This is a genomic window from Streptomyces purpureus (assembly GCF_014648195.1).
GTDB lineage: Bacteria > Actinomycetota > Actinomycetes > Streptomycetales > Streptomycetaceae > Streptomyces > Streptomyces purpureus.
Genome location: NZ_BMQQ01000025.1, coordinates 86,524 through 111,696, shown reverse-complemented (window position 1 = coordinate 111,696; position 25,173 = coordinate 86,524). Strand labels below are relative to the sequence as shown.

Annotated in this window: 28 protein-coding genes; 13 read left to right on the top strand and 15 right to left on the bottom strand. The window is 71.8% G+C overall.

Going from position 1 to position 25,173, the window contains the following annotated elements:
• Positions 1-140: 140 nt before the first annotated feature.
• A complete protein-coding gene (locus IEZ01_RS26540) occupies positions 141-1,001 on the bottom strand; it encodes a helix-turn-helix transcriptional regulator (RefSeq protein ID WP_189204149.1) in 861 nt (286 codons plus the stop codon).
• Between the two features lie 129 nt (positions 1,002-1,130).
• On the opposite strand from IEZ01_RS26540, the gene IEZ01_RS26535 reads away from it, so the two are divergent.
• Entirely contained in the window at positions 1,131-2,174 is a 1,044-nt protein-coding gene (locus IEZ01_RS26535) for an NAD(P)-dependent alcohol dehydrogenase (protein ID WP_189204147.1), read from the top strand.
• A 6-nt stretch (positions 2,175-2,180) separates the two neighbouring features.
• Here the strand turns inward: IEZ01_RS26535 and IEZ01_RS26530 are convergent, their stop codons facing one another.
• Together IEZ01_RS26530 and IEZ01_RS26525 are read right to left on the bottom strand one after the other, a co-directional pair.
• On the bottom strand, positions 2,181-2,738 hold the full coding sequence (locus IEZ01_RS26530) for a hypothetical protein (protein WP_189204145.1): 558 nt from the start codon (positions 2,736-2,738) through the stop codon (positions 2,181-2,183).
• Positions 2,735-3,328: a hypothetical protein gene (locus IEZ01_RS26525; RefSeq protein ID WP_019889004.1), complete on the bottom strand. Its 594-nt coding sequence runs from the start codon at positions 3,326-3,328 to the stop codon at positions 2,735-2,737. Before IEZ01_RS26525 ends, IEZ01_RS26530 begins: the two co-directional genes overlap by 4 nt.
• Before the next feature lie 192 nt (positions 3,329-3,520).
• Between IEZ01_RS26525 and IEZ01_RS26520 the strand changes: the two genes are divergently transcribed.
• Positions 3,521-4,663 (top strand): sensor histidine kinase, encoded by a 1,143-nt coding sequence (locus tag IEZ01_RS26520; protein ID WP_063828508.1) that lies wholly within the window; start codon positions 3,521-3,523, stop codon positions 4,661-4,663.
• A complete protein-coding gene (locus IEZ01_RS26515) occupies positions 4,660-5,310 on the top strand; it encodes a response regulator (protein ID WP_019889006.1) in 651 nt (216 codons plus the stop codon). Before IEZ01_RS26520 ends, IEZ01_RS26515 begins: the two co-directional genes overlap by 4 nt.
• A gap of 6 nt (positions 5,311-5,316) precedes the next feature.
• Here the strand turns inward: IEZ01_RS26515 and msrA are convergent, their stop codons facing one another.
• The 3 genes from msrA to IEZ01_RS26500 all read right to left on the bottom strand — a co-directional run bounded on the left by msrA (position 5,317) and on the right by IEZ01_RS26500 (position 7,419).
• Positions 5,317-5,979 carry a peptide-methionine (S)-S-oxide reductase MsrA gene (gene msrA / locus IEZ01_RS26510; protein WP_019889007.1) on the bottom strand — a complete coding sequence of 221 codons (663 nt, stop codon included), beginning with the start codon at positions 5,977-5,979 and terminating at the stop codon, positions 5,317-5,319.
• Between the two features lie 70 nt (positions 5,980-6,049).
• Positions 6,050-6,193 carry a hypothetical protein gene (locus IEZ01_RS26505; protein ID WP_019889008.1) on the bottom strand — a complete coding sequence of 48 codons (144 nt, stop codon included), beginning with the start codon at positions 6,191-6,193 and terminating at the stop codon, positions 6,050-6,052.
• Positions 6,194-6,312: 119 nt separating this feature from the next.
• Positions 6,313-7,419 carry a hypothetical protein gene (locus tag IEZ01_RS26500; protein ID WP_019889009.1) on the bottom strand — a complete coding sequence of 369 codons (1,107 nt, stop codon included), beginning with the start codon at positions 7,417-7,419 and terminating at the stop codon, positions 6,313-6,315.
• Positions 7,420-7,477: 58 nt separating this feature from the next.
• On the opposite strand from IEZ01_RS26500, the gene IEZ01_RS26495 reads away from it, so the two are divergent.
• Entirely contained in the window at positions 7,478-8,632 is a 1,155-nt protein-coding gene (locus IEZ01_RS26495) for a cystathionine gamma-synthase (RefSeq protein WP_019889010.1), read from the top strand.
• Positions 8,633-8,707: 75 nt separating this feature from the next.
• Here the strand turns inward: IEZ01_RS26495 and IEZ01_RS26490 are convergent, their stop codons facing one another.
• From IEZ01_RS26490 to IEZ01_RS26475, 4 genes are all read right to left on the bottom strand, one after another.
• The gene (locus IEZ01_RS26490) at positions 8,708-8,899 is read right to left on the bottom strand and encodes a DUF1059 domain-containing protein (RefSeq protein WP_028797892.1); all 192 of its coding nucleotides are present in this window, start codon (positions 8,897-8,899) and stop codon (positions 8,708-8,710) included.
• A 52-nt stretch (positions 8,900-8,951) separates the two neighbouring features.
• Positions 8,952-9,203 carry a hypothetical protein gene (locus IEZ01_RS26485; RefSeq protein WP_019889012.1) on the bottom strand — a complete coding sequence of 84 codons (252 nt, stop codon included), beginning with the start codon at positions 9,201-9,203 and terminating at the stop codon, positions 8,952-8,954.
• Positions 9,200-9,655, bottom strand: coding sequence for a sigma factor-like helix-turn-helix DNA-binding protein (locus tag IEZ01_RS26480; RefSeq protein WP_019889013.1), 456 nt, complete (start codon positions 9,653-9,655; stop codon positions 9,200-9,202). The genes IEZ01_RS26485 and IEZ01_RS26480 overlap by 4 nt, the downstream gene beginning before the upstream one ends.
• A 78-nt stretch (positions 9,656-9,733) precedes the next feature.
• Positions 9,734-10,246: a MarR family winged helix-turn-helix transcriptional regulator gene (locus IEZ01_RS26475; protein WP_028797893.1), complete on the bottom strand. Its 513-nt coding sequence runs from the start codon at positions 10,244-10,246 to the stop codon at positions 9,734-9,736.
• Between the two features lie 146 nt (positions 10,247-10,392).
• On the opposite strand from IEZ01_RS26475, the gene ilvA reads away from it, so the two are divergent.
• The 3 genes from ilvA (at position 10,393) to IEZ01_RS26460 (ending at position 13,685) form a co-directional block, all read left to right on the top strand.
• Entirely contained in the window at positions 10,393-11,622 is a 1,230-nt protein-coding gene (gene ilvA, locus IEZ01_RS26470) for a threonine ammonia-lyase (protein ID WP_028797894.1), read from the top strand.
• Positions 11,623-11,811: 189 nt separating this feature from the next.
• On the top strand, positions 11,812-12,843 hold the full coding sequence (locus IEZ01_RS26465; RefSeq protein ID WP_019889016.1) for a daunorubicin resistance protein DrrA family ABC transporter ATP-binding protein: 1,032 nt from the start codon (positions 11,812-11,814) through the stop codon (positions 12,841-12,843).
• Positions 12,840-13,685, top strand: a complete 846-nt coding sequence (locus IEZ01_RS26460; protein WP_019889017.1) for an ABC transporter permease — start codon at positions 12,840-12,842, stop codon at positions 13,683-13,685. Before IEZ01_RS26465 ends, IEZ01_RS26460 begins: the two co-directional genes overlap by 4 nt.
• A gap of 13 nt (positions 13,686-13,698) precedes the next feature.
• On the opposite strand, the gene IEZ01_RS26455 is transcribed toward IEZ01_RS26460, so the two are convergent.
• The 3 genes from IEZ01_RS26455 to IEZ01_RS26445 form a co-directional block, all read right to left on the bottom strand.
• Entirely contained in the window at positions 13,699-13,908 is a 210-nt protein-coding gene (locus IEZ01_RS26455) for a hypothetical protein (protein WP_078513392.1), read from the bottom strand.
• A gap of 73 nt (positions 13,909-13,981) precedes the next feature.
• Positions 13,982-14,479: a transcription elongation factor GreA gene (gene greA, locus IEZ01_RS26450; protein ID WP_019889019.1), complete on the bottom strand. Its 498-nt coding sequence runs from the start codon at positions 14,477-14,479 to the stop codon at positions 13,982-13,984.
• Between the two features lie 177 nt (positions 14,480-14,656).
• Positions 14,657-15,058: a DUF4307 domain-containing protein gene (locus tag IEZ01_RS26445; RefSeq protein WP_019889020.1), complete on the bottom strand. Its 402-nt coding sequence runs from the start codon at positions 15,056-15,058 to the stop codon at positions 14,657-14,659.
• 98 nt (positions 15,059-15,156) lie between these two features.
• Between IEZ01_RS26445 and mca the strand changes: the two genes are divergently transcribed.
• Both mca and IEZ01_RS26435 read left to right on the top strand, forming a co-directional pair.
• Positions 15,157-16,038, top strand: a complete 882-nt coding sequence (gene mca, locus IEZ01_RS26440) for a mycothiol conjugate amidase Mca (protein ID WP_189204143.1) — start codon at positions 15,157-15,159, stop codon at positions 16,036-16,038.
• A complete protein-coding gene (locus IEZ01_RS26435; RefSeq protein ID WP_078513393.1) occupies positions 16,031-16,267 on the top strand; it encodes a hypothetical protein in 237 nt (78 codons plus the stop codon). Before mca ends, IEZ01_RS26435 begins: the two co-directional genes overlap by 8 nt.
• Positions 16,268-16,623: 356 nt before the next feature.
• On the opposite strand, the gene IEZ01_RS26430 is transcribed toward IEZ01_RS26435, so the two are convergent.
• Positions 16,624-19,854, bottom strand: coding sequence for a tetratricopeptide repeat protein (locus tag IEZ01_RS26430; RefSeq protein WP_189204141.1), 3,231 nt, complete (start codon positions 19,852-19,854; stop codon positions 16,624-16,626).
• Positions 19,855-19,907: 53 nt separating this feature from the next.
• On the bottom strand, positions 19,908-20,453 hold the full coding sequence (locus IEZ01_RS26425; protein ID WP_189204139.1) for a hypothetical protein: 546 nt from the start codon (positions 20,451-20,453) through the stop codon (positions 19,908-19,910).
• A gap of 195 nt (positions 20,454-20,648) precedes the next feature.
• Between IEZ01_RS26425 and IEZ01_RS26420 the strand changes: the two genes are divergently transcribed.
• From IEZ01_RS26420 to IEZ01_RS26405, 4 genes are all read left to right on the top strand, one after another.
• Entirely contained in the window at positions 20,649-21,050 is a 402-nt protein-coding gene (locus IEZ01_RS26420; RefSeq protein WP_019889025.1) for a rodlin, read from the top strand.
• A gap of 190 nt (positions 21,051-21,240) precedes the next feature.
• Positions 21,241-23,280, top strand: a complete 2,040-nt coding sequence (locus IEZ01_RS26415; protein WP_189204137.1) for a thioredoxin domain-containing protein — start codon at positions 21,241-21,243, stop codon at positions 23,278-23,280.
• Between the two features lie 240 nt (positions 23,281-23,520).
• Complete coding sequence (locus tag IEZ01_RS26410) at positions 23,521-23,757, top strand: chaplin (RefSeq protein WP_189204135.1); 237 nt, start codon at positions 23,521-23,523, stop codon at positions 23,755-23,757.
• 217 nt (positions 23,758-23,974) lie between these two features.
• Positions 23,975-25,165: a glycoside hydrolase family 26 protein gene (locus IEZ01_RS26405; RefSeq protein WP_189204133.1), complete on the top strand. Its 1,191-nt coding sequence runs from the start codon at positions 23,975-23,977 to the stop codon at positions 25,163-25,165.
• Positions 25,166-25,173: the final 8 nt, after the last annotated feature.

The following is a 25,173-nucleotide window of genomic DNA, read 5'->3' as shown; positions in this document are numbered from 1 at the left end:
CAGGAACAAGATCAGCACGCACCCGGACACCCTGCCGACCAAGATCGCTGAACACAAGACCCACGGCTCAGCTCATTTTGAAACGATCAGTAAGGCCCCCGGATCCCTCCGGGGGCCTTTTCCATGCGCCGTAGCCGGTGTCACGCCGGCTCGGTGGCCACCTCGTCCACACCCCAGTTCGCGAGCAGCCGCAGCGCGTCCGCCGACGGGGAGCCCGGCTCCGCCTGGTAGGTGACCAGGGACAGGTCGTGGTCGTCGGGCAGCCTCAGCGTCTCGTACGACAAGGTCAGCTCGCCCACCAGCGGATGGTTCAGCCGCTTGATGCCATGGCCCTTCTCGGCGACCGTGTGGGCCGCCCAGAGCGCGCGGAACTCCTCGCTCTTGACGGACAGTTCCCCCACGAGCGCCGACAGCTGGGGATCGTCCGGGTAGCAGCCCGCGCACAGCCGCAGCACACTGACCACCTCGGTCGCCTTGGCGTCCCAGTCCGGGTACAGGTCGCGGGCGTGGGACCCGAGGAAGACCAGACGGGCCATGTTGCGCTCCTCTGGGGCCATCGCCGCGAAGTCGCCGAGCAGCGCCCGCGCCATCCGGTTCCAGCCCAGGATGTCCATCCGGCGGCCCAGGAAGAACGCCGGGACCCCGTCCATGGCGTCGACCAGGTACTGCAGCCCCGGCCGCAGCTTCTGCCGGCCCGTCGGCGAGCCGCGCTTCTTCTTCTGCTTCGGCTTGGCCAGATGCGTCAGATGGTCCCGCTCGGTGTCCGACAGGCGCAGCGCGCGGGCGATGGCGTCCAGCACCTCCAGGGAGACGTTCTGGCCGTTGCCCTGCTCCAGGCGCGTGTAGTACGCGACGGAGACCCCGGCCAGCTGCGCCAGCTCCTCCCGCCGCAGCCCCGGGACCCGGCGGTGGCGCCCGAACTCCGGCAGCCCGACGTCCGCGGGCTTCAGCCGGGCCCGTCGTGAGCGGAGGAATTCGGTGAGTTCGGCACGCTGGTCCATGCGTCCCAAGTATTCCTGGTCGTAGGCGTGGATGCCGGGCCGTGCCTGTCCCTGCCAGTGGTAGGAACGCCGGACGTACGTCGCACAGAGGGCTGGGTGGTCCCCGCGACGACCGGCAGGGTTGCCGCCATGACCACGAACGTCGCCGCATTCGCAGCTCCCGCCCCCAGCGCCCCTCTGGAGCGCACCACCGTTTCCCGTCGCGCGGTCGGCGCGTACGACGTCCTCATCGAGATCAAGTACGCCGGCATCTGCCACTCCGACATCCACCAGGCCCGGGACGGCTGGGGCGAGGGCATCTACCCGATGGTCCCCGGCCACGAGATCGCCGGCATCGTTACCGAGGTCGGCTCCCAGGTCACCCGCCACAAGGTCGGCGACCGGGTCGGCGTCGGCTGCTTCGTCGACTCCTGCCGTGAGTGCGAGTACTGCCGGCAGGGTCTGGAGCAGTACTGCACCCAGGGCATGACCGGCACGTACAACGCCCGCGACAAGGAGGGGGAGCCGACCTACGGCGGCTACTCCACCCACATCGTCGTGGACGAGAACTACACCCTGCGGATCCCCGAGGGCATCCCGCTCGACGAGGCCGCCCCGCTGCTGTGTGCCGGGATCACGCTCTACTCCCCGCTCGCGCACTGGAAGGCCGGCCCGGGCAAGAACGTGGCGATCGTCGGCCTCGGCGGCCTCGGCCACATGGGCGTGAAGATCGCGCACGCGCTCGGCGCGGAGGTGACCGTGCTCAGCCAGTCGCTGCGCAAGCAGGAGGACGGGCTGAAGCTGGGCGCCGACCACTTCTACGCGACGAGCGCCCCGGCGACCTTCGAGAAGCTGGCCAACACCTTCGACCTGGTGATCTCGACCGTCTCGGCGCCGCTCGACTTCGACGCGTACCTCTCGCTGCTCAAGACGGACGGCGCGCTGGTGAACGTCGGCGCCCCCGAGGAGCCCGTCTCGCTCAACCTGTTCTCGGTGATCGGCGGGCGCAAGACCCTCGCCGGTTCGATGATCGGCGGCATCCGGGAGACCCAGGAGATGCTGGACTTCTGCGCGGAGCACGGACTCGGCGCCGAGATCGAGTTGATCCGGGCGGACCAGATCAACGAGGCGTACGAGCGGGTGCTCGCCGGTGACGTCCGCTACCGCTTCGTCATCGACACCTCGACGATCTGAGCGGGCCTACGCCCCCGCCACCGCCGCCACCGCCGCCGGGCCGAGCGAGGCCCGGCGGCGGCGCAGCCAGTAGTGCCCCGTGACCACGAAGAGCAGCGGACCCCAGGCCACCAGCGGCAGGTAGCACAGGCTCATCACCCAGTAGGCGACGCCGTCGGGGGAGTCGGGGTGCCCCATGTTCTCCGGGCCGTTCCAGCCGAGGGGCCCCAGCGTGCCGATCACGGTCAGGACGCTCGCCCCCAGCGTCGCGGGGACCACGGCTGCGGCCGTCGGCACCCGCCGCCCGCCCACCAGCGGCAACCAGTTCGGGAACACCTGCCCCCAGGGCCGCACCAGACCTATGGTGAGCAGCGCGAGGCCCTCGGCGACGAGGGTCAGCGTGATCATGTAGAGGGAGAACCAGCTGCCGAACCGGACGTCGGCCAGCCAGCCGCCGGAGAACCCGGTGTCGATGCCGAACGCGGCGGCCAGCCGCCACAGGCCGCTCGGCAGCACGGTCAGCGCGGTCGCCTGCGCGGTACGGACGACCCAGCGCGGCGGCTCCTGCTCGATACGCGCGCTCACCGGTCGGCCTTCGGGGTGGGCGGCAGCAGGTGATTGACGGTGAAGTCGCCGCTCTTGGCGGTCTCGTAGGGCGCCGCGCTCAGACACACCGGCACCTTCGCGTCCGGGATGTCCTCGACGGCCCAGCTGTATCCGACCCGGTCGTGCCGGCCGCCCTTGCCGCCGTCGTAGACGGTGAACCCGACCCGCTTGCCCTTGATCCGCCGGTCCGGGTGGTCGGTGCGCTCGATGATCCCGGTGGCGGTGGCGACCGGGCCGCCGGTGAGCAGGCAGTCGATACGGCCCTCGAACCACGCGCCCTTCTTGCCGTCAGGACTGTGGTGGGTGAAGCGGAACGTGCCGCGTGAGGTGCCGCCGACATCGGTCGGGGCGAATCCACGGGCGTCGAAGGCGAAGGTGACGCGGTCGCCGTTCTTGCCCCGGTCCATCGTGGCGGAGCCGGTGAGGCTCGCTTCCTTGACCGGCTTCGCCGCGGCGGCCGCCGTCGGCTCGGCGGTGCTCGCCGTCGCGGGGGTGCCGGCGAAGGCGAGCAGGCCCATCATGGCGGCCGTCCCCAGAGCCGCTCCCCAGGTGGTCTTCGAGTGACGCATCGTCTGAACTCCCTTTGATGATCGCTGAGTTGATGCCGCACGGTGCTGCTGTCGTGCTGACGTGATCAGCTTCCTCCGGGAGCGGGGCGCCCCACCATCGGCCGACCGGCAGATCCCCGCTCGCCCCGGCCCGCCCCGCCTCTGCCGATCGGCGGATCCCCGCGCCCGCGCCCCGCTCTCTACGCTGGCCCGATGAGACGTGACGTGGTGGCGGGGACGGCGGCGGTCGCCGTCGCGTGCGCGGGGGTGGCCGCGGCCGGTTCGTACGTAGGTCTGCCCGCCGCGCTCGCCGCCGGGGTCCTGCTCGCCGGGGCGGCCGGGCCCCGCGCGTGGCGCCGGTACGCGGGCCGGGCCTGCGCCGCCGTGGCCGCCGCGCTTCTCGCCGTCAGCGCGCTCGGCGCCCAGGGCGCCGGGGAGGCCGGGTCACGCTGGCTGTTCGCGGCGGCCACCGCTCTTCTCGCGCTCCAGGCGGCGGCCTTCCGCTGGGCCCCCGTACGGGAGGTGGCCCTCGGCGTCGGCCTCTCGGCGACCGCGCTCGCGCTGTGGACCCAGCCCCTGCTGCCCGGCGTCACATTCCTGGAACGCGTCGGCATGGGCGCCTTCTGGACCCTGCCCACGCTCGGCGCCGCCGTCGTGGGCGGCTACCCCCGGCTGCGGGAGCGCCGCGAACGCCTGGCCGTGCACGACGCCCGCCGCACCCAGCAACTCACCCTCGCCCACGACCTGCACGACTTCGTCGCCCACGACATCAGCGGCATCGTCGCCCAGGCCCAGGCGGCCCGCTTCGTGGCCGCGCAGGACCCGGCCGCCGTCCTGCCCGCCCTCGAACGGATCGAGCGGGCCGGTCTCGCCGCCCTGGACTCGATCGACCGTACGGTCTCGATGCTGCGGGAGGCTGGAACCCCTGCGGCCCGCGAAGCCCTGCCCGCGCTCGCCGAACTCGACGACCTCGTACGGCGCTTCGCCGACAGCGGCGCCACCGAGGCCCGGCTCACCATCGCCCCGGACGCCGCGGATGCCCTCTCCCGCGAGGCCGCCGCCACGGTCCACCGGATCGTGACGGAGGCGCTCACCAACGTACGCCGCCACGCCCCCGGCGCGGCCCGCGTCGACATCACGCTCGTACGGCAGGGGCGCCACGTCCGGCTCGACGTCACCAACGACACGCTGCCCGGCCCCGCGACCGCCCGCCCGCGCGGCGGCAGCGGACTGCTCGCCCTCACCGAACGGGTCCGCGCACTCGGCGGAACCTTCGAAGCCGCACCGGCCGACGGCCACTGGCGGACCTCCGCCACCCTCCCGGCCCTCGGCCCCACTCCCGGAAGGACCCCATGACCACCCGCATCCTGATCGCCGACGACCAGGACGACATACGCAACGGCTTCCGGCTGATCCTCGACTCGCAGCCGGACATGACCGTCGTCGGCGAGGCCGCGGACGGAGCGGCCGCCGTCGAACTCGCCCGCACGCTCCGGCCGGACGTCGTCCTCGCCGACATCCGGATGCCCCGCCTCGACGGCCTGGAGGTCACCCGCCTGCTCGCCGCCGAGACACGGGTCGTGGTGGTCACCACCTTCGACCTCGACGAGTACGTCCACACCGCCCTGCGCCACGGCGCCTGCGGCTTCCTGCTGAAACGCTCAGGCCCCGCCCTGCTGATCGAGGCGGTACGTGCCGCGATGGCCGGCGACACCCTGATCAGCCCGCAGATCACCGTCCGCCTCCTGCAACGCCTCACGGCGCCGCCCGCGGCCCCGCCGGCCGATCCGCTCACCGCCCGCGAGCGGGAGATCGTCACCCTGGTCGCCCAGGGCCTGACGAACGCGGAGATCGCTGACCGGCTGTTCATCTCGGCCGGCACGGCGAAGACGCATCTCGCCAACATTCAGGCGAAGTTGAAGGCGCGCAACAGGGTCGGCATCGCGGCCTGGGCGTGGGAGGCGGGCCTGGCCGCCCCCGGCCGCACCTCCGCTGCGGGCTGACGGCTGTCAGCCGTCCGCCTTCGCCACCCCGATCGGGCACGAGACGCCCGTGCCGCCGATGCCGCAGTAGCCGCCCGGGTTCTTGTCGAGGTACTGCTGGTGGTACGGCTCCGCCGGGTAGAAGGGGCGGCCCTCCGCCGGGAGGATCTCGGTGGTGATCGTGGCGTGCCCGGAGCCCGTCAGGACCTTCTGGTAGGCCTCCCGGGACGCCTCGGCCGCCGTCGCCTGGGCCGGGGAGTGGGTGTAGACGGCAGAGCGGTACTGGGTGCCGACGTCGTTGCCCTGGCGGAAGCCCTGGGTCGGGTCGTGGGACTCCCAGAAGACCTTCAGGAGCTGCTCGTAGCTGACGACGGACGGGTCGAAGACGACCCGGACCGCCTCCGTGTGCCCCGTCAGGCCCGAGCAGACCTCCTCGTACGCGGGGTTCTCGGTGTAGCCGCCCTGGTAGCCGACGAGGGTCGTCCACACACCCTGGGTCTGCCAGAACTTCCGCTCGGCGCCCCAGAAGCAGCCGAGGCCGAAGTCCGCGACCTCGAGCCCCTCGGGGTACGGGCCGAGCAGCGGGTTGCCGAGGACCGTGTGCCGGGACGGAACCAGGAACTCGGGGGTCGCGCGGCCCTTCAGGGCCTGCTCCGGGGTCGGGAGGACGGGGGTGCGGGACAGGAACATACGGGGGCTCCTCGGGGAGTCGGGTCCGTACCGCACAACACGGCAGGCCCGTCCCGCATTCCTCGGCCGCTCAGCCGTCCCCTCGCCCGGCCGGGCCCCGGCCGTCGCCCCCGCCGGGATCCTGTGCCGAGCTCACCGAGGCGGCGCTGCGGCGGCTCTTCAGCCAGAAGTAGACCGCCACACCGATGATGATGATCGGGATGATTTTGCCCATGAAGGGTTCCTCACTTCGGGGAGGGACTGGACCAAGGGGAGGGACTGGAACAAGCGGCGGGACAGGAACAAGGGGCGGACCGACCGTACCGTCGGCCGGACGCCCCGCCGTACGGGCGGTCAGTGCCGCAGGGTCGCCGGGCTTCCGCCGTTCGCCTCGTACCCCGCCACCGCGAGGTTGCGGTAGATCGTGTACTCGGCGGCCGGGTCCAGGCTGACCGTCCAGGGCAGCGCCCCGATGTGGCCGTCCACGTGGATCAGCTGCCGCATCGCCTCGGACCAGCGTTCCGCCTTGATCAGGAACATCACCAGCATGTGGCGCACATGCGCCAGCATCGGGTCGTCCGGGCGGGCCGAGTGCACCGCGTACAGCGCGCCCTCCATCGCCTGCGACACCACCGCCGTCTTGTAGAAGTCCTGCACCAGCGTGATCTCGGGAAGGTGCTCGTAGACCGCGAACAGCGGCAGCGCCGCCAGCAGGGAGCCCTGCGGGGCGCGGGCGGCGGCCGAGCGGGCGAAGCGGTCCGCGTCGTCGCGGGAGCCGTGCCACTTCTCGCACCAGTAGTGCAGCGCCGCCAGATGCGCGCCCATGTGCTGCGGCGCCCGGTCCATGACCTTCGCCCACACCTGGTCGAACTGCTCGGGCGGGTAGGCCAGTCCACGGGCGACGGCCAGTTCCACGATGTACGGCACCGGGTCGCCGGGCGCGAGCAGCGCCGCCTGGTCGCTGGCCGCCTTGGCCTCTTCGAGGATGATCCGGAAGTCGTCCGTGCCGGCCGTCGACGACCGCCACGCCTGCTGCACCAGGAACTCCGCGTGGACGGCCGCCCCGCCCGCGTCCTTCGGCGCCTCGGCCCGCCACGCCCGCAGCCACGCCCCACCGGTGCCGGGCTGCTGCTGGAGCTCCAGCGACGCCGCGCCCGCGAAGGCCTGCACCCGCTGCCAGCGCGCCTCGCCGTCCTTGGGGGTCCCGGCGAGCAGCTGGGAGGCGGCCCGCCAGTCCTGCGTGCGCTGCACCACGTCCAGCACGTCCACGAGGTCCTGGTCCGGGCCGGGCAGCCGGAGGTCCAGCTCCTCCTGCCGTACGAAACCGTAGGCGCCCGGATCCGCGGCGTCCGGCGAACCGGGCGCGGCCAGCTGGATGCCACCACCCCGGCGCCGCCGCAGAAGGGGGCCGAGCGCCGCGACCAGCATCGCCATCGCGATCAGGAACCAGAGAATCTCCATAACGCCATTGTCCAGGACGGCTCGGGAACCGGCGGTGACCGGGACTACGCTCAGGCTCATGAGCGACCAGCACTCCCACCAGAGCTTCGAGACCCGCGCGATCCACGCGGGCAACACCGCCGACCCGCTGACCGGCGCGGTCGTCCCGCCCATCTACCAGGTGTCCACCTACAAGCAGGACGGCGTGGGGGGCCTGCGCGGCGGATACGAGTACAGCCGCAGCGCCAACCCGACCCGTACCGCCCTGGAGGAGAACCTGGCGGCGCTCGAGGGCGGCCGGCGCGGGCTCGCCTTCGCCTCCGGCCTTGCCGCCGAGGACTGCCTGCTCCGTACGCTGCTCGTCCCCGGCGACCACGTGGTCATCCCGAACGACGCCTACGGCGGCACGTTCCGGCTCTTCGCCAAGGTCGTGCAGCGCTGGGGCGTGGAGTTCTCCGTCGCCGACACCTCTGACCTGGCGTCGGTACGGGCGGCGGTCAACGACCGTACGAAGGTCATCTGGGTCGAGACGCCGTCGAACCCGCTCCTCGGCATCACCGACATCGCGGCCGTCGCCGACGTGGCCCGCACCGCCGGCGCCAAGCTGGTCGTCGACAACACCTTCGCGAGCCCCTACCTCCAGCAGCCGCTCGCCCTCGGCGCCGATGTCGTCGTGCACTCGCTCACCAAGTACATGGGCGGCCACTCCGACGTCGTCGGCGGCGCGCTGGTGACGGCCGACGAGACGCTCGGCGAGGAGCTCGCCTACCACCAGAACGCGATGGGCGCGGTCGCCGGCCCCTTCGACTCGTGGATCGTGCTGCGCGGCATCAAGACCCTGGCCGTGCGCATGGACCGGCACAGCGAGAACGCGGGCCGCGTCGCCGAGATGCTCACCCAGCACCCGAAGGTCACCCAGGTCCTCTACCCCGGCCTGGAGGACCACCCCGGCCACGAGATCGCCGCGAAGCAGATGAAGGCCTTCGGCGGCATGATCTCCTTCCGCGTCCAGGGCGGCGAGGAGGCGGCCGTCGAGGTCTGCAACCGCGCCAAGCTCTTCACCCTGGGCGAGTCCCTGGGCGGTGTCGAGTCCCTGATCGAGCACCCGGGCCGGATGACGCACGCCAGCGTGGCGGGCTCGGCCCTGGAGGTCCCCGCCGATCTCGTACGCCTCTCCGTCGGCATCGAGAACGCCGACGACCTGCTGGCCGACCTGCGCGAGGCGCTCGGCTAGCCGCCCCCCTCTTCACCACCGGCCCCGCGCCCGGGAACGATCCCCGGCCGGGGCCGGTGCGCGCGGGGCCCGTGCTCAGGCGCTGACCTTCTCGTCCTCCAGCGACTCCTTGACCATCTTCCGCAGCTCGGGGGAGTCCTCGTGGCCGTGGACCGAGATCGCGTGTTCGGTGGCGGCCCGGATGACTTCCTCCTCCTCGCCGGCGATGACGAGGGTGCAGTTCATGACGCTCGGGGACTTACGGCAGTCGGCGACTTTCCTGGTCATGGCGGCCTCCTCTGACTGGACGCGTGCCGCTCCTTCCAGGCTAGACCGGTCCTCACCAGCCTTCGAGCGGCGGCGACGTCTCCGCCGGCGGCACCACCCACGGCTCCGTCACCGACGCCCACACCACGAACGCCACCGCCGCCGCCCACAGCAGCAGCCAGCCCGTGCGGCGCACCAGCCGGTGGCGGTGCAGCAGCACGGAACCGCGCTCGGCGGCCCGCTCGGCCAGATCGGCCGGCACCTGCGGATGCGGGCCGTCCAGCATCCGCCGGACCTCCTCCTCGCGCCGGTTGCCCCCGCTCACAGCGCCACCCTCGGCCCGGTCCCGCGCATCGTGCTGACGGCCCGCGCGCAGATCGCCCGTACTCTCTCCACCGGCAGCCCGAGGAGCGCCGCCGTCTGCTCCTCGGCCACCCCTTCGTACAGCCGCAGCACGAGGATCAGCCGCTCCTGCGGGGAGAGCCGGGACAGCGCCCCGCCGCCCGGGCCGCGGTGGCGGCGCCAGGCGGTGCGGGCGAAACGGATCGCGAGTTCCTGGCGGGCCCGGTCGTACGGGTCCTCGCCGCGCAGCCGGTCCCAGCCGGCGTAGGTGTGCGCGAGGGCGGCCGTCAGCAGGCGGCGCGCGCGGGGGTTGCGGTGCGGCTCCTCGGCGGTCAGCAGGGTCGCGGCATGCAGCAGCCGGCCGGCCGCGCCCGCGACGAAGGCTTCGAACTCCCGGGCACGGAGGCGCTCATCGGATGCCTGCCGCTCTCGCACGTCCTCATTTGGGGCCAGCGGCAGGCACCCGGTCAAGAGGTCGGTACGGCCCGGTTCGGCCCCGGTGCGGCCCGGGTCTCAGCCGGCGGGCGGAGTCTGCGGCTCCGCGGGCGGCAGGCCCGACTGGCGGGCGGAGAGGGCCGAGTTGAAGCGGGTCAGCAGCGTGCAGAAGGACTCCCGCTCCTGCGCCGTCCAGCCGTCCGTGACCTGGGCCATCAGCTGGCGCCTTGAGGAGCGGACCTCCTCCAGGCGGGACTGCCCGCGCGGGGAGAGCTGCAGGACGACCGCGCGACCGTCCTCGGGGTGAGATGTGCGCTTGACCAGTCCGGTGTCGACGAGCGGCGCGACCTGCCGGGTCACGGTCGAGGAGTCGATCCCCATTCCGGCCGCGAGCGCCTTGACGCCCATCGGGCCTTCCTGGTCCAGCCGGTTGAGGAGCAGATAGGCGGCCCGGTCCATGGAGTTGCGGAGCTGGCCCGTGCCGCCCAGACGCGTCTGCTCCGCGCGGCGGGCGAAGACGGCCACCTGGTGCTGGAGGGCATCGAGGAGACCGGGGTCAAGCTCAGTCGTCATGTCCTGAGATGTGGGCATGGCAAGGGGGCTCTCTCGTGCGGTGGTCGGTTGGTGGGGGACAGAGTACGCGGACCGGAGCGGGTCCGTACCTGCGCTGCACAAACCCGTGCGAGCGACCGGTGGCCGGGCGGCCCCGTACCCGGTGAGCTGCGAGACTTGATGTCATGACCTTCCGTAGGACTGGCCCCTTGCACCCCCTGATCCTCGATGACGTACGGGGGGCCCAGAAGATGCTCTCGGGGGTCTCCCGCCTCACGCCGATGGAAGGCAGCCGCTACCTGTCCCGCCTGGTGGGAGCCCCTGTCCACCTCAAGTGCGAGAACCTCCAGCGGACCGGATCGTTCAAACTGCGCGGCGCGTACGTACGGATCGCGGGGCTGCGGCCCGAGGAGCGGGCGGCCGGGGTCGTCGCCGCTTCGGCCGGGAACCACGCCCAGGGCGTCGCGCTCGCCTCCTCGCTCCTCGGGGTCCGTTCCACGGTCTTCATGCCCGTCGGCGCCCCGCTGCCGAAGGTCGCGGCGACCCGTGACTACGGCGCAGAGGTCCGGCTGCACGGTCATGTGGTCGACGAGACGCTCGCCGCCGCCGAGGAGTACGCGCACAACACCGGCGCGGTCTTCATCCACCCCTTCGACCACCCCGACATCATCGCCGGGCAGGGCACGGTCGGTCTGGAGATCCTGGAGCAGTGCCCGGAGGTGCGCACGATCGTCGTCGGGGTCGGCGGCGGCGGTCTGGCGGCCGGGATCGGGGTCGCGGTGAAGTCGCTGCGGCCCGACGTGCGGGTGGTGGGGGTGCAGGCGGCGGGCGCGGCGGCCTATCCGCCCTCGATGAAGGCAGGCCGTCCGGTGGCGCTGGAGTCACCGCAGACGATGGCGGACGGCATCAAGGTGGGCCGCCCCGGGGACGTGACGTTCCCGCTGGTCGAGGAGTTCGTCGACGAGATCCGTACGGTCTCCGAGGACGCCCTGTCGTCGGCGCTGCTGCTCTGCCTGGAGCGGGCGAAGCTGGTCGTCGAGCCGGCCGGGGCGAGCACGGTGGCGGCGCTGCTGGCCCAGCCGGAGGCGTTCCGGGGGCCGGTCGTCGCGGTGCTCTCCGGCGGCAACGTGGACCCGCTGCTGATGCAGCGGATCCTGCGCCACGGCATGGCGGCGGCGGGGCGCTACCTGTCGCTGCGGCTGCGGCTGACGGACCGGCCGGGCGCGCTGGCGAATCTGCTGGGGGTGCTGTCGGTGGTCGACGCCAACGTCCTGGACGTGGGGCATGTGCGGACCGATCCGCGCCTTGGCCTGACCGAGGTCGAGGTGGAGCTCCATCTGGAGACGAAGGGCCCCGAGCACTGCGCGGAGGTCGCGGCGGCGCTGCGGGAGGCCGGGTACACGGTCATGGCCTGAGGGCCGACGCGACCCTTGTCAGTCGCGATGTATCGCGTTACGGTGTGGTTCAGGTCACCCATTTGACGGGCGGGCGTGCCCTCGCCTCCCTAAGCTTTGGCTAGAAAACGCCCAGAAGAACCCAGAGATCAGAAGGACCGGCACAGAAGAACACCTGCGCTCTGCACCTGCCACCCTGGGAGAACCCACATGCCAGGCGCGATCCACGCCGAAGGTCTGGTCAAGACCTTCGGTGACGTAAGGGCCCTTGACGGCGTCGATCTCGACGTTCCCGAAGGCACCGTCCTCGGCCTGCTCGGCCCCAACGGCGCCGGGAAGACGACGACCGTACGAGTCCTCACCACCCTGCTCCAGCCCGACAGCGGCAAGGCCGTGGTCGCCGGGATCGACGTGCTCAAGCACCCCAACGAAGTGCGCCGGTCCATCGGCCTCTCGGGCCAGTTCGCGGCCGTCGACGAGTATCTGACCGGCCGCGAGAACCTCCAGATGGTCGGCCGGCTCTACCAGATGAACGCCAAGGCGGCGAAGAAGCGGGCGGACGAACTGCTGGAACGTTTCAACCTCGCCGACGCGGCCGACCGCACCGCCAAGACGTACTCCGGCGGCATGCGCCGCCGCCTCGACCTGGCCGCCGCCCTCGTCGTGTCGCCGCCCGTGATGTTCATGGACGAGCCGACCACCGGTCTCGACCCCCGCAACCGCCAGGCGCTGTGGGGCATCATCCAGGAACTGGTCGCGGGCGGTACGACCCTGCTGCTCACCACCCAGTACCTGGAAGAGGCCGACCACCTCGCCCACGACATCTGCGTCGTCGACCACGGCAGGGTCATCGCCCGCGGCACCTCCGACCAGCTGAAGGCCCAGACCGGCGGCGAGCGGGTCGAAGTCGTCGTCCACGACCACGAGATGATCGCCCCGGCCCGTGACGTCCTCGGCCGCTACGGACTCTCCGGCATCGGCCACGGCGAGGTCACCGTCGAGGAGCACACCCGCAAACTGACCGTGCCGGTCACCGGCGGCGCCAAGCTCCTCGCCGAGGTCATCCGCGACCTGGACGCCCGGGGCGTCGAGATCGACGACATCGGCCTGCGCCGCCCCACCCTCGACGACGTCTTCATCTCCCTCACCGGCCACGCCGCCGAACGGGCCGAGGACGAGAACGGCGAGGCGCCGACGGACGCCAAGGACCGCAGGAAGAGCCGGAAGGAGGCGGCCAAGTGACCGCCGTGACCGACGCCGTCACGACCACGGGACCACGCGGCGGCATCTCCCAGTCGGTCACCGACTCGCTCGTGGTGGCCAAGCGCAACCTGATCCGCATGAGCCGGATCCCGGAGATGGTCATCTTCGGACTGATCCAGCCGATCATGTTCGTGGTGCTGTTCAGCTACGTCTTCGGCGGATCGATGAACATCGGCGGCACGACCTCCCCGTCCGTCTACCGCGAATTCCTGATGGCCGGCATCTTCGCCCAGACCGTCACCTTCGCCACGGCCGGCGCGGGCGCGGGCATCGCCGACGACATGCACAAGGGCCTCATCGACCGCTTCCGGGCCCTGCCGATGGCCCGCGGCGCGGTCCTCACCGGCCGCACCCTCGCCGACCTCGTCCAGACCGCACTCACCGTCGTCGTCCTCGCGATCGTGGCCCTCCTGGTCGGCTGGCGCGTCCACAACGGCATCCCGAAGGCGCTCGCCGCCTTCGCGCTGCTGCTCCTGCTCGGCTACGCCTTCTCCTGGATCGGCGCCCTCATCGGCCTCTCGGTCCGCACCCCGGAGGCGGCCACGTCCGGCGGCCTGATCTGGCTCTTCCCGGTCACGTTCATCTCGAACGCGTTCGTGGACTCCAGCAAGATGACGCCCTGGCTGCGGCACATCGCCGAGTGGAACCCCTTCAGCGCGACGGTCCAGGCCTGCCGTGAACTCTTCGGCAATCCCGGCGTCTCACCGTCGGACGCCTGGCCGATGCAGCATCCGGTCTGGGCGTCGATCATCTGGTCGGTGCTGATCATCCTGGTGTTCCGGACGCTGGCGGTACGGAAGTACCGCTCGGCGACGGCGTGACCGGTCCGGGATCTCAAGGGGCGTAACCGGAGACGATCTGGCCGTCGAAGAGCTTCCCGGCGACGAAGGAGCCGCCGGGATCGCGGCCGAGGGACACCTCGCCCATGCCGCCGGCCCCCAGCCGCGCCAGCACCTCGTACGGGCCGATCCGCCGGGGCGCGCTCTCGCGCAGCGGTCCAAACGCGTGTTCCCCCGTCCACGATTGATCTCCAGAACGCATCATTCCATGTACATGCAGAAGGGCCGGGCCGCGTTCGCGGTCCGGCCCTTCCGGGATGCCAGGGGGATGCGGAGGCTCAGCCGCCGTACGGCTTGGCGTCGAGGATCTTCACCGTGGCGATCTTGCCGTTCGGCAGCTCGTACTGCGCGTCCTCGCCGACCTTCTTGCCGTGCACGCCGACGCCGAGGGGCGACTGCGGGGAGTAGGTCTCGATGTCGCCGCTCGCGTACTCGCGGGAGGCGAGCAGGAACGTCATCGGGTCGTCCTCGTCGCCGTCGAAGGCGATCGTGACGACCATGCCGGGCTCGACGACACCGTCGTCTGCGGGAGACTCGCCCACCTTGGCGTGCTCCAGGAGCTGCGTCAGCTGGCGGACGCGGAGCTCCTGCTTGCCCTGCTCCTCCTTGGCCGCGTGGTACCCGCCGTTCTCCCGCAGGTCGCCCTCCTCGCGCGCCGCCGCGATCTTGGCGGCGATCTCGGTTCGCGCGGGACCAGACAGGTACTCCAGCTCGGCCTTGAGCTGGTTGTACGCCTCCTGGGTGAGCCAGGTGACGTTGTCGCTGGTCTGGGTCACAGGTGCTCCTCGTAGGTACTGGGAATACAAAGCATCGCCCTACCCAGAAGGATGTTCCTTCCTGAGTGGGCGAAACCACGAGCCTAACAATTCCCGGCGGAAAGGGGGAGGACGAAAGCCATCAGAATTGCATCACGCCAGGTCAGCGGGGTGGATGCACCGCCGGCCGGGTGATCGCTACTCAGCGGTACAGCCGACCAGCTCGGCATTGGTGCCCTGGGAGGTGGTCCGTACCGTCACGATCTGGTCGATCCGCTCGACGGGCTGGTCGAAACGGACGTCCTTGCGGCCGACCTCGGCGCCGTTCTCCGCGCGCGAGCGCAGGGTGCACGAGCCCTTGGCGTCCTTGTCCTTACGGACTTCCAGATGGACCTTGACCTCGCGGTCGCTCACCACGTCCCACTTGATCACCTCGGCGCTGACGACCTGCCCGGCGACGTAGTCGTAGCCGAACCAGCCGATCATCGCGAGGAACAGCACCCCGAGCACGGAACCGGTGATCTTGAGCTTGCGGTCGGCGCGTTCGTCCGCCGAGCGGCCGTAACGGGCCTCGGGCAGGCCCTCGCGCACCGCGCTCATGATCGTTCCTCTCGACGTACGGACAGCAGGAATTTTCCCGCCCCCGATTCCGTCACTATAAGAGTTGCCCGATGCGACGAATCACTGAGGATCGAGTCTTGACTGAGCAGCTGCGCCTGATGGCCGTGCACGCCCACCCCGACGACGAATCGTCGAAGGGCGCGGCCACGATGGCCAAGTATGTGTCCGAGGGGGTGGACGTGCTGGTCGTGACCTGCACGGGAGGCGAGCGCGGCTCCATCCTCAATCCCAAGCTCCAGGGCGACAGGTACATCGAGGAGAACATCCACGAGGTGCGCCGCAAGGAGATGGACGAGGCCCGCGAGATCCTCGGGGTCAAGCAGGAGTGGCTGGGCTTCGTCGACTCCGGCCTGCCCGAGGGCGACCCGCTGCCGCCGCTGCCCGAAGGCTGCTTCGCGCTGGAGGACATCGACAAGGCGGCCGGTGAACTGGTCCGCAAGATCCGCGCGTTCCGTCCGCAGGTCATCACGACCTACGACGAGAACGGCGGGTACCCGCACCCCGACCACATCATGACCCACAAGATCACGATGGTGGCGTTCGGGGGCGCGACGGACGCGGAGAAGTACCCGGAGCAGGAGTTCGGCCCGGTCTGGCAGCCGCTGAAGGTCTACTACAACCAGGGCTTCAACCGGCCGCGCACCCAGGCGCTGCACGACGCGCTGCTCTCGCGGGGCCTGGAGTCCCCGTACGGCGAGTGGCTGCAGCGCTGGACGGAGTTCGAGCGCACCGAGCGGACGCTGACCACGCACGTGCCCTGTGCCGACTTCTTCGAGACCCGCGACAAGGCCCTGATCGCGCACCGCACCCAGATCGACCCGGACGGTGGCTGGTTCCGCGTCCCGATGGAGATCCAGAAGTCTGTCTGGCCCACCGAGGAGTACGAGCTCGCCAAGTCCCTGGTGGACACCTCCCTCCCCGAGGACGACCTCTTCGCGGGCATCCGGGACAATGCCTAGCATGAGCGCACACCTGGCACTGACCCAGCTCGTCCCTCTGGCCAAGGAGATCGACGAGAACAAGGTGACCCCCGGGCTCCTCGGTTTCGTCGTCTTCGCGGTGATGGCCGTGGGCGTCTGGCTCCTGATGAAGTCGATGAACCGCCACATGGGCCGGGTCACCTTCGAGGAGGCCCCGGACCCCTCGGCCCCCGCCCCGAAGCCGGGCGAGGCGGCCCCCCGGCCGTAGCGGACCCTTCGCCCCGCCTCCGAAGCCGGGCAGATTCGGCCCCGCCGGCCGTAGCGGACACCGCGGCGCCATGACACCCCTCGGGTGCCATGGCGCCGCGGCGTACCCGCGTGCGGTCGCACCAGTACCCTCGCGCGGGCCGCGGTCGCGTCATACCCGCGCCCCGCGCGCCGGCCCGGCGGGCCACGGCCAACCGCGACCCGGGCCCGGGCGGCCTGCCCGCGCTGCCGTGCCGGTCCTGGTCCGGACCCGTCCGGCCTCGCGGTCGCACGTACCCGCGGCGGCCGGAGCCGGTCCGCCCCGGCAACCGGCCACCCGGGCCGGGCCCGGATCACGGCGGCCCCCCCGCCCCGTCCTCACTTCGGCTCCGGCACCGGCACCCCCATCACCTCGCGCGCGGCACGGTTCGGCACCATGCCCAGGCGCCAGGCCTGCCAGCCCGACTCCAGGTGGACACCGCGCTCCAGGAGCAGGCGGTACGCCTCCGCGCAGTCCTCCAGGGCCGCGTCGCGGCTCGGGTGGCGGTCCGCGGTCAGGCGGGACAACTCCTCCTCGGCGACCACCGTGCCGACCTCCACCCCGCCCGGCGAGGCGTACGGCAGGAGCGTGCAGCGCAGGAAGCGGGCCCAGTCGGCGCCCCGGCGGTCGTCGTACGAGCGGAACAGCGCCTCGGCGGTGTCGCAGAGCTCCAGCGCCTGCGGGGCGCGGTCGTTACCCGCGTCGATGATCGCCAGTTCCAGGCAGCTCCACGCCTCCCCGTGCGCCGGCCCGACGCGGTGGAAGTCGGCCCGGGCGTCGACCAGGAGCTGGCGGGCGAAGCCGGAGTTGCGCAGGTTGCCGGTCTGGGCGGCGCGCTGGTCGCGGGTGACCCGGCCCGAGTGGTGCCGGGCGCAGGCCAGGCCGTACACGTCCCGCATCCGCGAGAACATGCTCCGCGCCCGCTCCAGCTCCCGTACCGCCTGGTCCCGGTCGCCGTCCTCCTCCAGCGCCTGCCCCAGGTAGTACAGCGTCCACGCCTCGCCGCGCGCGTCCTCCTGCTCGCGGTGGCGCGCCAGCGCCTCCCGCAGCCCCTCGACCGCGGCGCCCGGTTCGCCGGCCACCAGGCGGGCCCGGGCCAGCTCGGTGAGCGCCCAGGCCTCGCCGCGTGCGTCATGGGTGCGGTCGTACTGGTCGAGCGCCTGGTTCAGCTCCGCCTCGGCCCGCTCGGCCTCGCCCATGCGCAGGAAGACCTGCCCCAGGTGGAAGTGGGTCCACGCCTCGCCGTGCAGCGATTCGGCCTCCCGGTGCAGCTCCAGCGCGGTCCCCAGCAGCGTCAGCGCCTCCGCGAGACGGGCCCGGTCGCGCTCGACCCCGCCGAGCGCGTGCAGCGTCCAGGCCCGGTCGGCGGCGAGATCGGCCGGCGCCTGGAGCTCCAGCGCCTCCCGCAGCTTCGCCGACGCCTCGGCCAGCCGGCCCTGGTGGTGGAGCGTGATGCCGAGCGAGCAGAGCGCCAGCGCGGCCCCGGCGTCCTGGTGGGCCTCCTGGTACAGCGAGACCACCGAGGTCAGGGTCGTACGGGCCTTGTCGAGCTCGCCGAGCTGGCGCGCCGCGATGCCCGTACGCCACTGCACCGAGCGCACCAGCAGCCCCTGGTCCACCGCCTCGGTCAGTTCGTTGATCTCGCCCAGCCGGTACAGGTCGCCGCGCAGCAGACAGTAGTCGCACAGTGCGCCGAGCAGACCGAGCACGGTCTGCTGGTCCACGCCCTCGGCGTGCCGCAGCGCCGACGTGATGAAGCTGGACTCGTCGTCCAGCCAGCGCAGCGCCGCGTCGAGCGACGGAAAACCGTGCCCGCCGAACTGCCCGGCCCTGGTCGACATCTTCCCGTCGACCATCCGGATCACCGAGTCCGCGAGCTCCGCGTAGTTCCGGATCAGCCGCTCCTGCGCGGCCGTGATCTCCGCCGTCTCCTCCTCGGCGGTGAGCCGGGCCGCCGCGAAGGCCCGTACGGAGTCGTGCAGCCGGTACCGCTCCCCGCCGCCGCGCGGCGCGGTGGGACCCCCGCGCACATGGTCGAGCAGCCCCGCCCGGCACAGCTCCCGCAGCGGCCGCTGGGCCTCCTGCTCGTCGGAGAGCCCGAGCAGTGCCGCCGCGGCCGCCGCGCCGAGCGACGCCCGCCCGGCCAGCGAGAGCCGGCGCAGCAGCCGCCGCCCGTCCTCGCCGAGGTCGGTGGCGTACCGGAAGGACAGGGCGCGCTCCAGCGGCCCGCCGGGCCGGTCCAGCAAGGACGCGAGCCGCCCCAGCGAACGGCCGCCCTGCGCCGACCCGGCCACCCGCAGCGCCAGCGGCAGACCGCCGCACAGCTCCCGGATGCGCTCGGCCGCCATGGCGTCGTACGGCCCCTCGTCCGGCTCGTCGGCCACCGCCCGCAGCAGTTCCTCGGTCCCCGCCGTGTCCAGCGCCGCCACCGGAAGGTGGTGCACCCAGGCCGCGACGTCCGCCCCGAGGTCCAGCGGCTCCCGCGCGGTCACCAGCACCAGGCTCTCGGAACGCTCGGGGATGAGGGTGCGCACCTGCCCGGCGTCGCGCGCGTCGTCCAGCACCACCGCCACCGGCAGCCCGGCCAGCTGCTGGTGGTACAACTCGCCCAGCCTGCGCACCTGCTGCTCGGCCGAGGACCGCTCCCGGAACAGCAGCTGCTCACGCGGGGCGCCCAGCCGGTTCAGCAGATGCAGCAGCGCGTCCCGGGTCGGCAGCGGCTGCTCGCCGGGGCTGGCCCCGCGCAGGTCGACGACGCACGCGCCGCGGAACTGGTCGCGCAGCTGATGGGCGGCCCGTACGGCCAGTGTGGTGCGGCCCGCGCCCGGCTCGCCGTGCAGGACCACCACCGTCGGCCGCGTCTCGGTGGACGCGCGCGCCGCGTGCACCCACTGCGCGATCTGCGCCAGCTCCTGGCGCCGCCCCGCGAACGGCCCGCCCGGATCCGGCAGATGACCGAACGACTGCGCGAGTACGGTACGGCGCCGTGCCTCCGCGCTCTTGTCGGCGCCGCGCAGCGCCGGCCCCTTCGGTGTGGTCCGCTTCGTGGCGAGCAGCATCCGCTGCTGGTCGAGGAACGGCCGGATGCCCCGCACCTCCAAGGCGGTCAGCCACTGGAGCCGCAGCTGCTCCGGCCCGCCGGGCCGGCTCATCGCCCCGGCCCTGCGGTGCGCGGCCGGCCAGTGCGAGGCGGTCACCTTCACCACGGTCGCCGCCGCCCCCGCGACCGCGACGACCGCGCCGGCGCCCAGGGCCACCCCCGCGGCCGTACCGAGCGCCACATCCGCGCCGACGGCCGCGGCCGCGGCAACGGCCGTCACCACAGCAGGAGTTCCCACGGATTCCTTGCGCAGCCGCTCGGCCAGCGTCAGCTGCCCGGCCTCCGTCTCCTCCAGGGCCCGCAGATACGCCGCGTACTCCTCGCTCGCCGCGGCCGCCAGGCTGTCCAGCGCGGCCCGGCCGCGCGCCAGCAGCACCGCCGAGTCGGAGCGGCCCCCGGAGCGCCGCACCTCCTCCTCCACGGCGCGCACCAACAGACGCTCGGCCTCCACGCGATGGCTGTCCCGCATGTGGTCCCCCTCCGCGAGTCCCCGCCGCGACGCCATGACGGCGTCACGCCGGATCAAGTGTCCTGCGGATCACCCTCCGGCGCGAGGGTCCGCCACTCCCGCCATCGCCCGGCCTCCTCCAGGGTGGAGGGCAGCACGTCCTCGCCCCCGGCCGCGTACACCGCCCACCACGGCTTCTCCATGGGGAGATGACCCTCGCCGCGGGTGTCGACCCAGACCGGGACCCGGCCGCCGGGTCCCTCCGTCGCGTCCCACCACGACCAGGCCCGCAGCTCCGGGTCGAAGGCGTAGATCCATTCGGTGGTGCTCCACGGCTCTCCGCCGCGATCGCGTACGCAGCGGCCGGCGGCGGCCTCGTCGAGATCGAGAAACCACCCCGGCAGGGACGCCACCGGGACGTCCTCCTCGTCGAAGTCGGCGTCACGCGCGACGAGCACCGCCGCGTGCAGCAGTTCACGCAGCCGCGCCGCGAAGCCGACGGCGTCCGTGACGGGCCGAACCGCGATCAGCCCCAGCAGGGCGGTGGGCTCGGCGACGGGCCGGCGCAGCAGCCGCCCGGCCTCGTTTCCCAGGTCGTCGGGGCCCGCACCCTGACACACCGCCGAGAAGATCAACAATCGCGCTGCGACCTGCGCGATCGCGACTGACGCAACGTTCCTTCGCACCTCGTGGCGTTGATCTGCCGAATGCGGCATCTGAGTGAAGCCCCGGAACCAATCTCCGCCGCGACGGTTGAGCAGCGTGCTTCGGCAATGAAGCAATCCAGAGGGCCTCCAGCTCAAGAAGGAAGACTCGTGATCAAGAAGGTTCTTGCCACGGCGGCAGTTGCGGCCTCCGTCGTCGGTATCTCCGCGACGACTGCGACCCAGGCGATGGCGGCCGGTGACGACGGCAACAACGCGGTGGTTGCCGGCAACCTCTCCAAGCAGTCGATCGGCAGCAACTCCACCGGCGGCCACATGAGCCCGAACTTCGGCCTCATCAACGGTGGCGTCCTGCACTGCTTCGACGTGCAGAAGGTTCAGGCCCAGGTCCCGATCGGCATCATCGCCATCCCGGTCGCCGTCCAGGACGTCCTCGGCAACCCGATGCAGAACCAGACCTGCACCCAGAACTCCGTGTCGCAGAACGGCGACAACGCCCTGTCGCACATCCTGGGCGAGGTCCTCTCGGGCAACGGCAACGCCGGCAACTGACGCCGACGCCTGCTTTCGGCCCGGCCCTCGGGCCTTCCGGTCCCGGCCACCAGCCGGGACCGGACGGAACAGCCGTGGAGCGGCCCCGTTCCTCGCATGCGCTGCGAGGAGCGGGGCCTCTTCGCGTATCCGCCCGGGCACCCCCCGTGGCGGATGGGCACGGCCCAGCCCGGTGCGCCAGGATTGGAACATGCCCAACCGACTCGCAGACGCCACCTCCCCGTACCTCCTGCAGCACGCGGACAACCCCGTCGACTGGTGGCCATGGGAGCGCGCCGCCTTCGACGAGGCCCGCCGGCGCAATGTGCCCGTCTATCTGAGTGTGGGATACAGCGCCTGCCACTGGTGCCATGTGATGGCGCACGAAAGCTTCGAGGACACGGAGACCGCTGCCTTCATGAACGAGCACTTCGTGCCCGTGAAGGTGGACCGCGAGGAGCGGCCCGACGTCGATGCCGTCTACATGGAGGCCGTGCAGGCGGCGACCGGGCAGGGCGGCTGGCCCATGTCGGTCTTCATGACCCCCGACGGGGAGCCCTTCTACTTCGGTACCTACTTCCCGCCGGAGCCGCGCCACGGCATGCCGTCCTTCCGGCAGGTGCTCGAAGGTGTCCGCAGCGCGTGGACGGACCGGCGTGAGGAGGTCGCCGAGGTCGCCACGAAGATCGTCCGCGATCTCGCGGGCCGCTCCCTGGCCTACGGCGGTGCGGGCGTCCCCGACGAGGAGGAGCTCGCGCAGGCACTGCTCGGTCTGACCCGGGAGTACGACGACCGGCACGGCGGATTCGGGGGCGCCCCCAAGTTCCCGCCGTCGATGGCCGTCGAGTTCCTGCTGCGCCACCACGCCCGCACCGGCTCCGAGGGCGCCCTGCAGATGGCCGCCGACACCTGCGAGGCCATGGCTCGCGGCGGCATCTACGACCAGCTCGGCGGCGGTTTCGCCCGCTACTCCGTCGACCGGGAGTGGGTGGTGCCGCACTTCGAGAAGATGCTGTACGACAACGCCCTGCTCTGCCGGGTCTACGCCCACCTGTGGCGCGCCACCGGAAGCGACCTGGCCCGCCGGGTCGCCCTGGAGACCGCCGACTTCATGGTCCGCGAACTGCGCACGCCCGAGGGCGGGTTCGCCTCCGCCCTCGACGCCGACAGCGACGACGGGACGGGCAAGCACGTCGAGGGGGCGTACTACGTCTGGACCCCGGCCCAGCTCGCCGACGTCCTCGGCGACGAGGACGCCCGCTACGCCGCCCACTACTTCGGCGTCACCGAGAAGGGCACCTTCGAAGAGGGCGCCTCCGTGCTGCAACTCCCGCAGGACGTAGGTGTCATGGACGCCGACCGGATCGCGTTCATCAAGTCCCGGCTGTTCCTCGCGCGTGAGCGGCGCGAACGCCCGGGCCGGGACGACAAGGTCGTCGCCGCCTGGAACGGTCTGGCCGTCGCAGCCCTCGCCGAGACCGGCGCCTACTTCGACCGGCCGGACCTGATCGAGCGCGCGACCGAGGCCGCCGACCTGCTCGTACGTCTGCACATGGACACCGGCGCCCGGCTCGCCCGCACCTCCAAGGACGGCCAGGCCGGCACCCACGCCGGCGTCCTGGAGGACTACGCCGATGTCGCCGAGGGCTTCCTCGCCCTCGCCGGGGCCACCGGGGAGGGCGTCTGGCTGGAGTTCGCGGGCTTCCTGCTGGACGTCGTCCTCGACCAGTTCGTCGCCGAGGGCGGGGCGCTGTACGACACCGCCCATGACGCCGAGCCGCTGATCCGCCGTCCCCAGGACCCCACCGACAGCGCCGCCCCGTCCGGCTGGACCGCCGCGGCCGGCGCGCTGCTCTCGTACGCCGCGCACACCGGCTCCGAGGCCCACCGGAGCGCGGCCGAGGGGGCGCTGGCCGTCGTCAAGGCGCTCGGGCCGCGCGCGCCGCGGTTCATCGGCTGGGGGCTCGCGGTGGCCGAGGCGCTGCTCGACGGCCCGCGGGAGGTCGCCGTGGTGGGGGAGGCCGACGACGAGCGGGCGCGCGGGCTGTGGCGTACGGCCATGCTCGGTACGGCCCCCGGCGCGGTCCTCGCCTTCGGCACCCCGGACAGCGAGGAGTTCCCCTTGCTGAAGGACCGTCCGCTGGTCGACGGCGCCCCGGCCGCGTACGTCTGCCGGCATTTCACCTGCGACGCCCCGACGACGGATCCCGCGGTGCTGGACCGGACCCTGTCGGGCACCCGGTCGACCTGAGCGCCGGCGAACGCCGAAAGCCGCACGCGGAATGCCGAATACGCGTGCGGCTCGCCGCCAAATGCCACGCCGTCCGTAGGAATTCGTTCCGGTCAAAAGAGTGAATCGGTGCGGCGGGCGCCGCGAGATTCCCTTTTCCTGGCATGGTCGTTGTGATGTGTGCAGCGGAGATACGGGCCTCAAGGCACCGGGAATCGCGAAAGCCGCGATTTCCTCCGCCGCGGAAAGGAACCAGCCGAAATGCTGTGCAAGAAGGCCGCTGTCGCCGTCGCCGGTATCGTCATGGCCCTGGGTGGCGCCGCGCCCGCTGTCGCCGACGCGGGCGCCAAGGGTGCCGCCGTCGACTCGTCGGGACTCCTGTCGGGCAACGTCATCCAGGTGCCCATCCACGCCCAGATCAACGCGTGTGGCAACAGCATCAACATCATTGGGCTGCTCAACCCCGCCTACGGTAACGTCTGCATCAACAGCGACTGACGCGGCGCCCCGCACCGGGGGTAGCTCCAAGGCCGGTCCCGGATCACACCAGTGATCCGGGACCGGCCTTTGTCATGCCCTGACACCCCGCCAACCGGGCGATGAAATCCCCTGATGGACCAACTGTCCGGCGAGACCGCATTCCCGATCGGCTTATTAGGAATACTTTCGGAGGATCAGATCAGCGGACTGTGACGGCTTGTGAGGGAGAGCACCCATGGGATTTCGCCATCGAAGGACAACCAGCGCCTGGCTGGGGGTGTTCACCGCCGGTCTCCTTGTCTCGGGTTCCGTCGCGTCCTCTCCGAGCCACGCCACCGAATCACCCACGACCCGGGACCCCGCCCCACCCGTGGCCACCGCACTCGGCGCCTACCTCCACTACGGCCCCCAGGGCGTCAGTCGTCTCACGCAGCTGGAGCGCTGGCTCGGCGGCACCGAACTGCGCGTCGGCCACACCTACCTCCCCGGTGACCTGTGGTCCAACATCGAAGGCTCCCCCCGCTTCCTGGAGAGCTGGGCCGAGTGGCGCGGCCAGCAGCGCGACCGGCTGTTCGTGCTGAACGTCCCGATGCTGGAGCGCAACGAGGCCGGGGTCCCCGACGCCGAAGTCCGCCGCCACCTCCAGCTCGGCGCGCGCGGCGCCTACGACCACCACTTCCGCAAACTCGCCCAGCGCCTGGTCGACCTGGACGCCGCGGACACCGTCCTCGTCCTCGGCTGGGAGATGAACGGCATCACCTACACCCACCGGTGCGGACCCGACCCGGCGGCCTGGAAGGCGTACTGGAAGCGCATCGTCACCACCATGCGCGCCGTCCCCGGCCAGAAGTTCCGCTTCGACTTCGCGCCGAGCCGGGGCCGGGACGCCATTCCCTGGACCGAGTGCTACCCCGGCGACGACGTCGTCGACATCATCGGAATGGACTCGTACGACCAGCCGCCCGGCACGACCTTCGACCAGCACGTGACCGAGCCGTACGGGCTGCAGAAACACGTGGATTTCGCGAAGGAGCACGGAAAGCCGATCTCCTATCCGGAATGGGGACTGTTCCGTAACGGCGACAACCCCGAATACATGCGGCGGATGCTGAACTGGATGGAAAAGCACCCGCCGCTGTACCACACGATCACCGACTACTGCCCGCACGGCGTCTGGCAGTGCGACGACAACCCCCGGTCGTCGAAGGTGTTCCGGACGCTGCTCTTCGACCGCGAGCCGCAGCCCGCGCCGACGAACCCCGTCCCCACCCCGACCCCGAAGCCTCCGGTCACGCCGAAGCCCACGCCGCCCACGAAGCCGACCGACCCCACGGTGAACTGCACGCCGATCGAGCTCGGTAGCTGGATCGAGCAGTGGATCGGCGGCAAGCTCTGCATCCGGTACGACTGGTGGGAAAGCCCCTGAACCGGCCC

What these genes read in the sequence shown, in the direction of transcription:
- IEZ01_RS26540 (WP_189204149.1), bottom strand. Translation starts at nt 1,001, where the DNA reads ATGGACCAGCGTGCCGAACTCACCGAATTCCTCCGCTCACGACGGGCC.
- IEZ01_RS26535 (WP_189204147.1), top strand. Translation starts at nt 1,131, where the DNA reads ATGACCACGAACGTCGCCGCATTCGCAGCTCCCGCCCCCAGCGCCCCT.
- IEZ01_RS26525 (WP_019889004.1), bottom strand. Translation starts at nt 3,328, where the DNA reads ATGCGTCACTCGAAGACCACCTGGGGAGCGGCTCTGGGGACGGCCGCC.
- IEZ01_RS26520 (WP_063828508.1), top strand. Translation starts at nt 3,521, where the DNA reads ATGAGACGTGACGTGGTGGCGGGGACGGCGGCGGTCGCCGTCGCGTGC.
- IEZ01_RS26515 (WP_019889006.1), top strand. Translation starts at nt 4,660, where the DNA reads ATGACCACCCGCATCCTGATCGCCGACGACCAGGACGACATACGCAAC.
- msrA (WP_019889007.1), bottom strand. Translation starts at nt 5,979, where the DNA reads ATGTTCCTGTCCCGCACCCCCGTCCTCCCGACCCCGGAGCAGGCCCTG.
- IEZ01_RS26505 (WP_019889008.1), bottom strand. Translation starts at nt 6,193, where the DNA reads ATGGGCAAAATCATCCCGATCATCATCATCGGTGTGGCGGTCTACTTC.
- IEZ01_RS26500 (WP_019889009.1), bottom strand. Translation starts at nt 7,419, where the DNA reads ATGGAGATTCTCTGGTTCCTGATCGCGATGGCGATGCTGGTCGCGGCG.
- IEZ01_RS26495 (WP_019889010.1), top strand. Translation starts at nt 7,478, where the DNA reads ATGAGCGACCAGCACTCCCACCAGAGCTTCGAGACCCGCGCGATCCAC.
- IEZ01_RS26490 (WP_028797892.1), bottom strand. Translation starts at nt 8,899, where the DNA reads ATGACCAGGAAAGTCGCCGACTGCCGTAAGTCCCCGAGCGTCATGAAC.
- IEZ01_RS26475 (WP_028797893.1), bottom strand. Translation starts at nt 10,246, where the DNA reads ATGCCCACATCTCAGGACATGACGACTGAGCTTGACCCCGGTCTCCTC.
- ilvA (WP_028797894.1), top strand. Translation starts at nt 10,393, where the DNA reads ATGACCTTCCGTAGGACTGGCCCCTTGCACCCCCTGATCCTCGATGAC.
- IEZ01_RS26465 (WP_019889016.1), top strand. Translation starts at nt 11,812, where the DNA reads ATGCCAGGCGCGATCCACGCCGAAGGTCTGGTCAAGACCTTCGGTGAC.
- IEZ01_RS26455 (WP_078513392.1), bottom strand. Translation starts at nt 13,908, where the DNA reads ATGATGCGTTCTGGAGATCAATCGTGGACGGGGGAACACGCGTTTGGA.
- IEZ01_RS26445 (WP_019889020.1), bottom strand. Translation starts at nt 15,058, where the DNA reads ATGAGCGCGGTGCGCGAGGGCCTGCCCGAGGCCCGTTACGGCCGCTCG.
- IEZ01_RS26435 (WP_078513393.1), top strand. Translation starts at nt 16,031, where the DNA reads ATGCCTAGCATGAGCGCACACCTGGCACTGACCCAGCTCGTCCCTCTG.
- IEZ01_RS26430 (WP_189204141.1), bottom strand. Translation starts at nt 19,854, where the DNA reads ATGCGGGACAGCCATCGCGTGGAGGCCGAGCGTCTGTTGGTGCGCGCC.
- IEZ01_RS26415 (WP_189204137.1), top strand. Translation starts at nt 21,241, where the DNA reads ATGCCCAACCGACTCGCAGACGCCACCTCCCCGTACCTCCTGCAGCAC.
- IEZ01_RS26410 (WP_189204135.1), top strand. Translation starts at nt 23,521, where the DNA reads ATGCTGTGCAAGAAGGCCGCTGTCGCCGTCGCCGGTATCGTCATGGCC.
- IEZ01_RS26405 (WP_189204133.1), top strand. Translation starts at nt 23,975, where the DNA reads ATGGGATTTCGCCATCGAAGGACAACCAGCGCCTGGCTGGGGGTGTTC.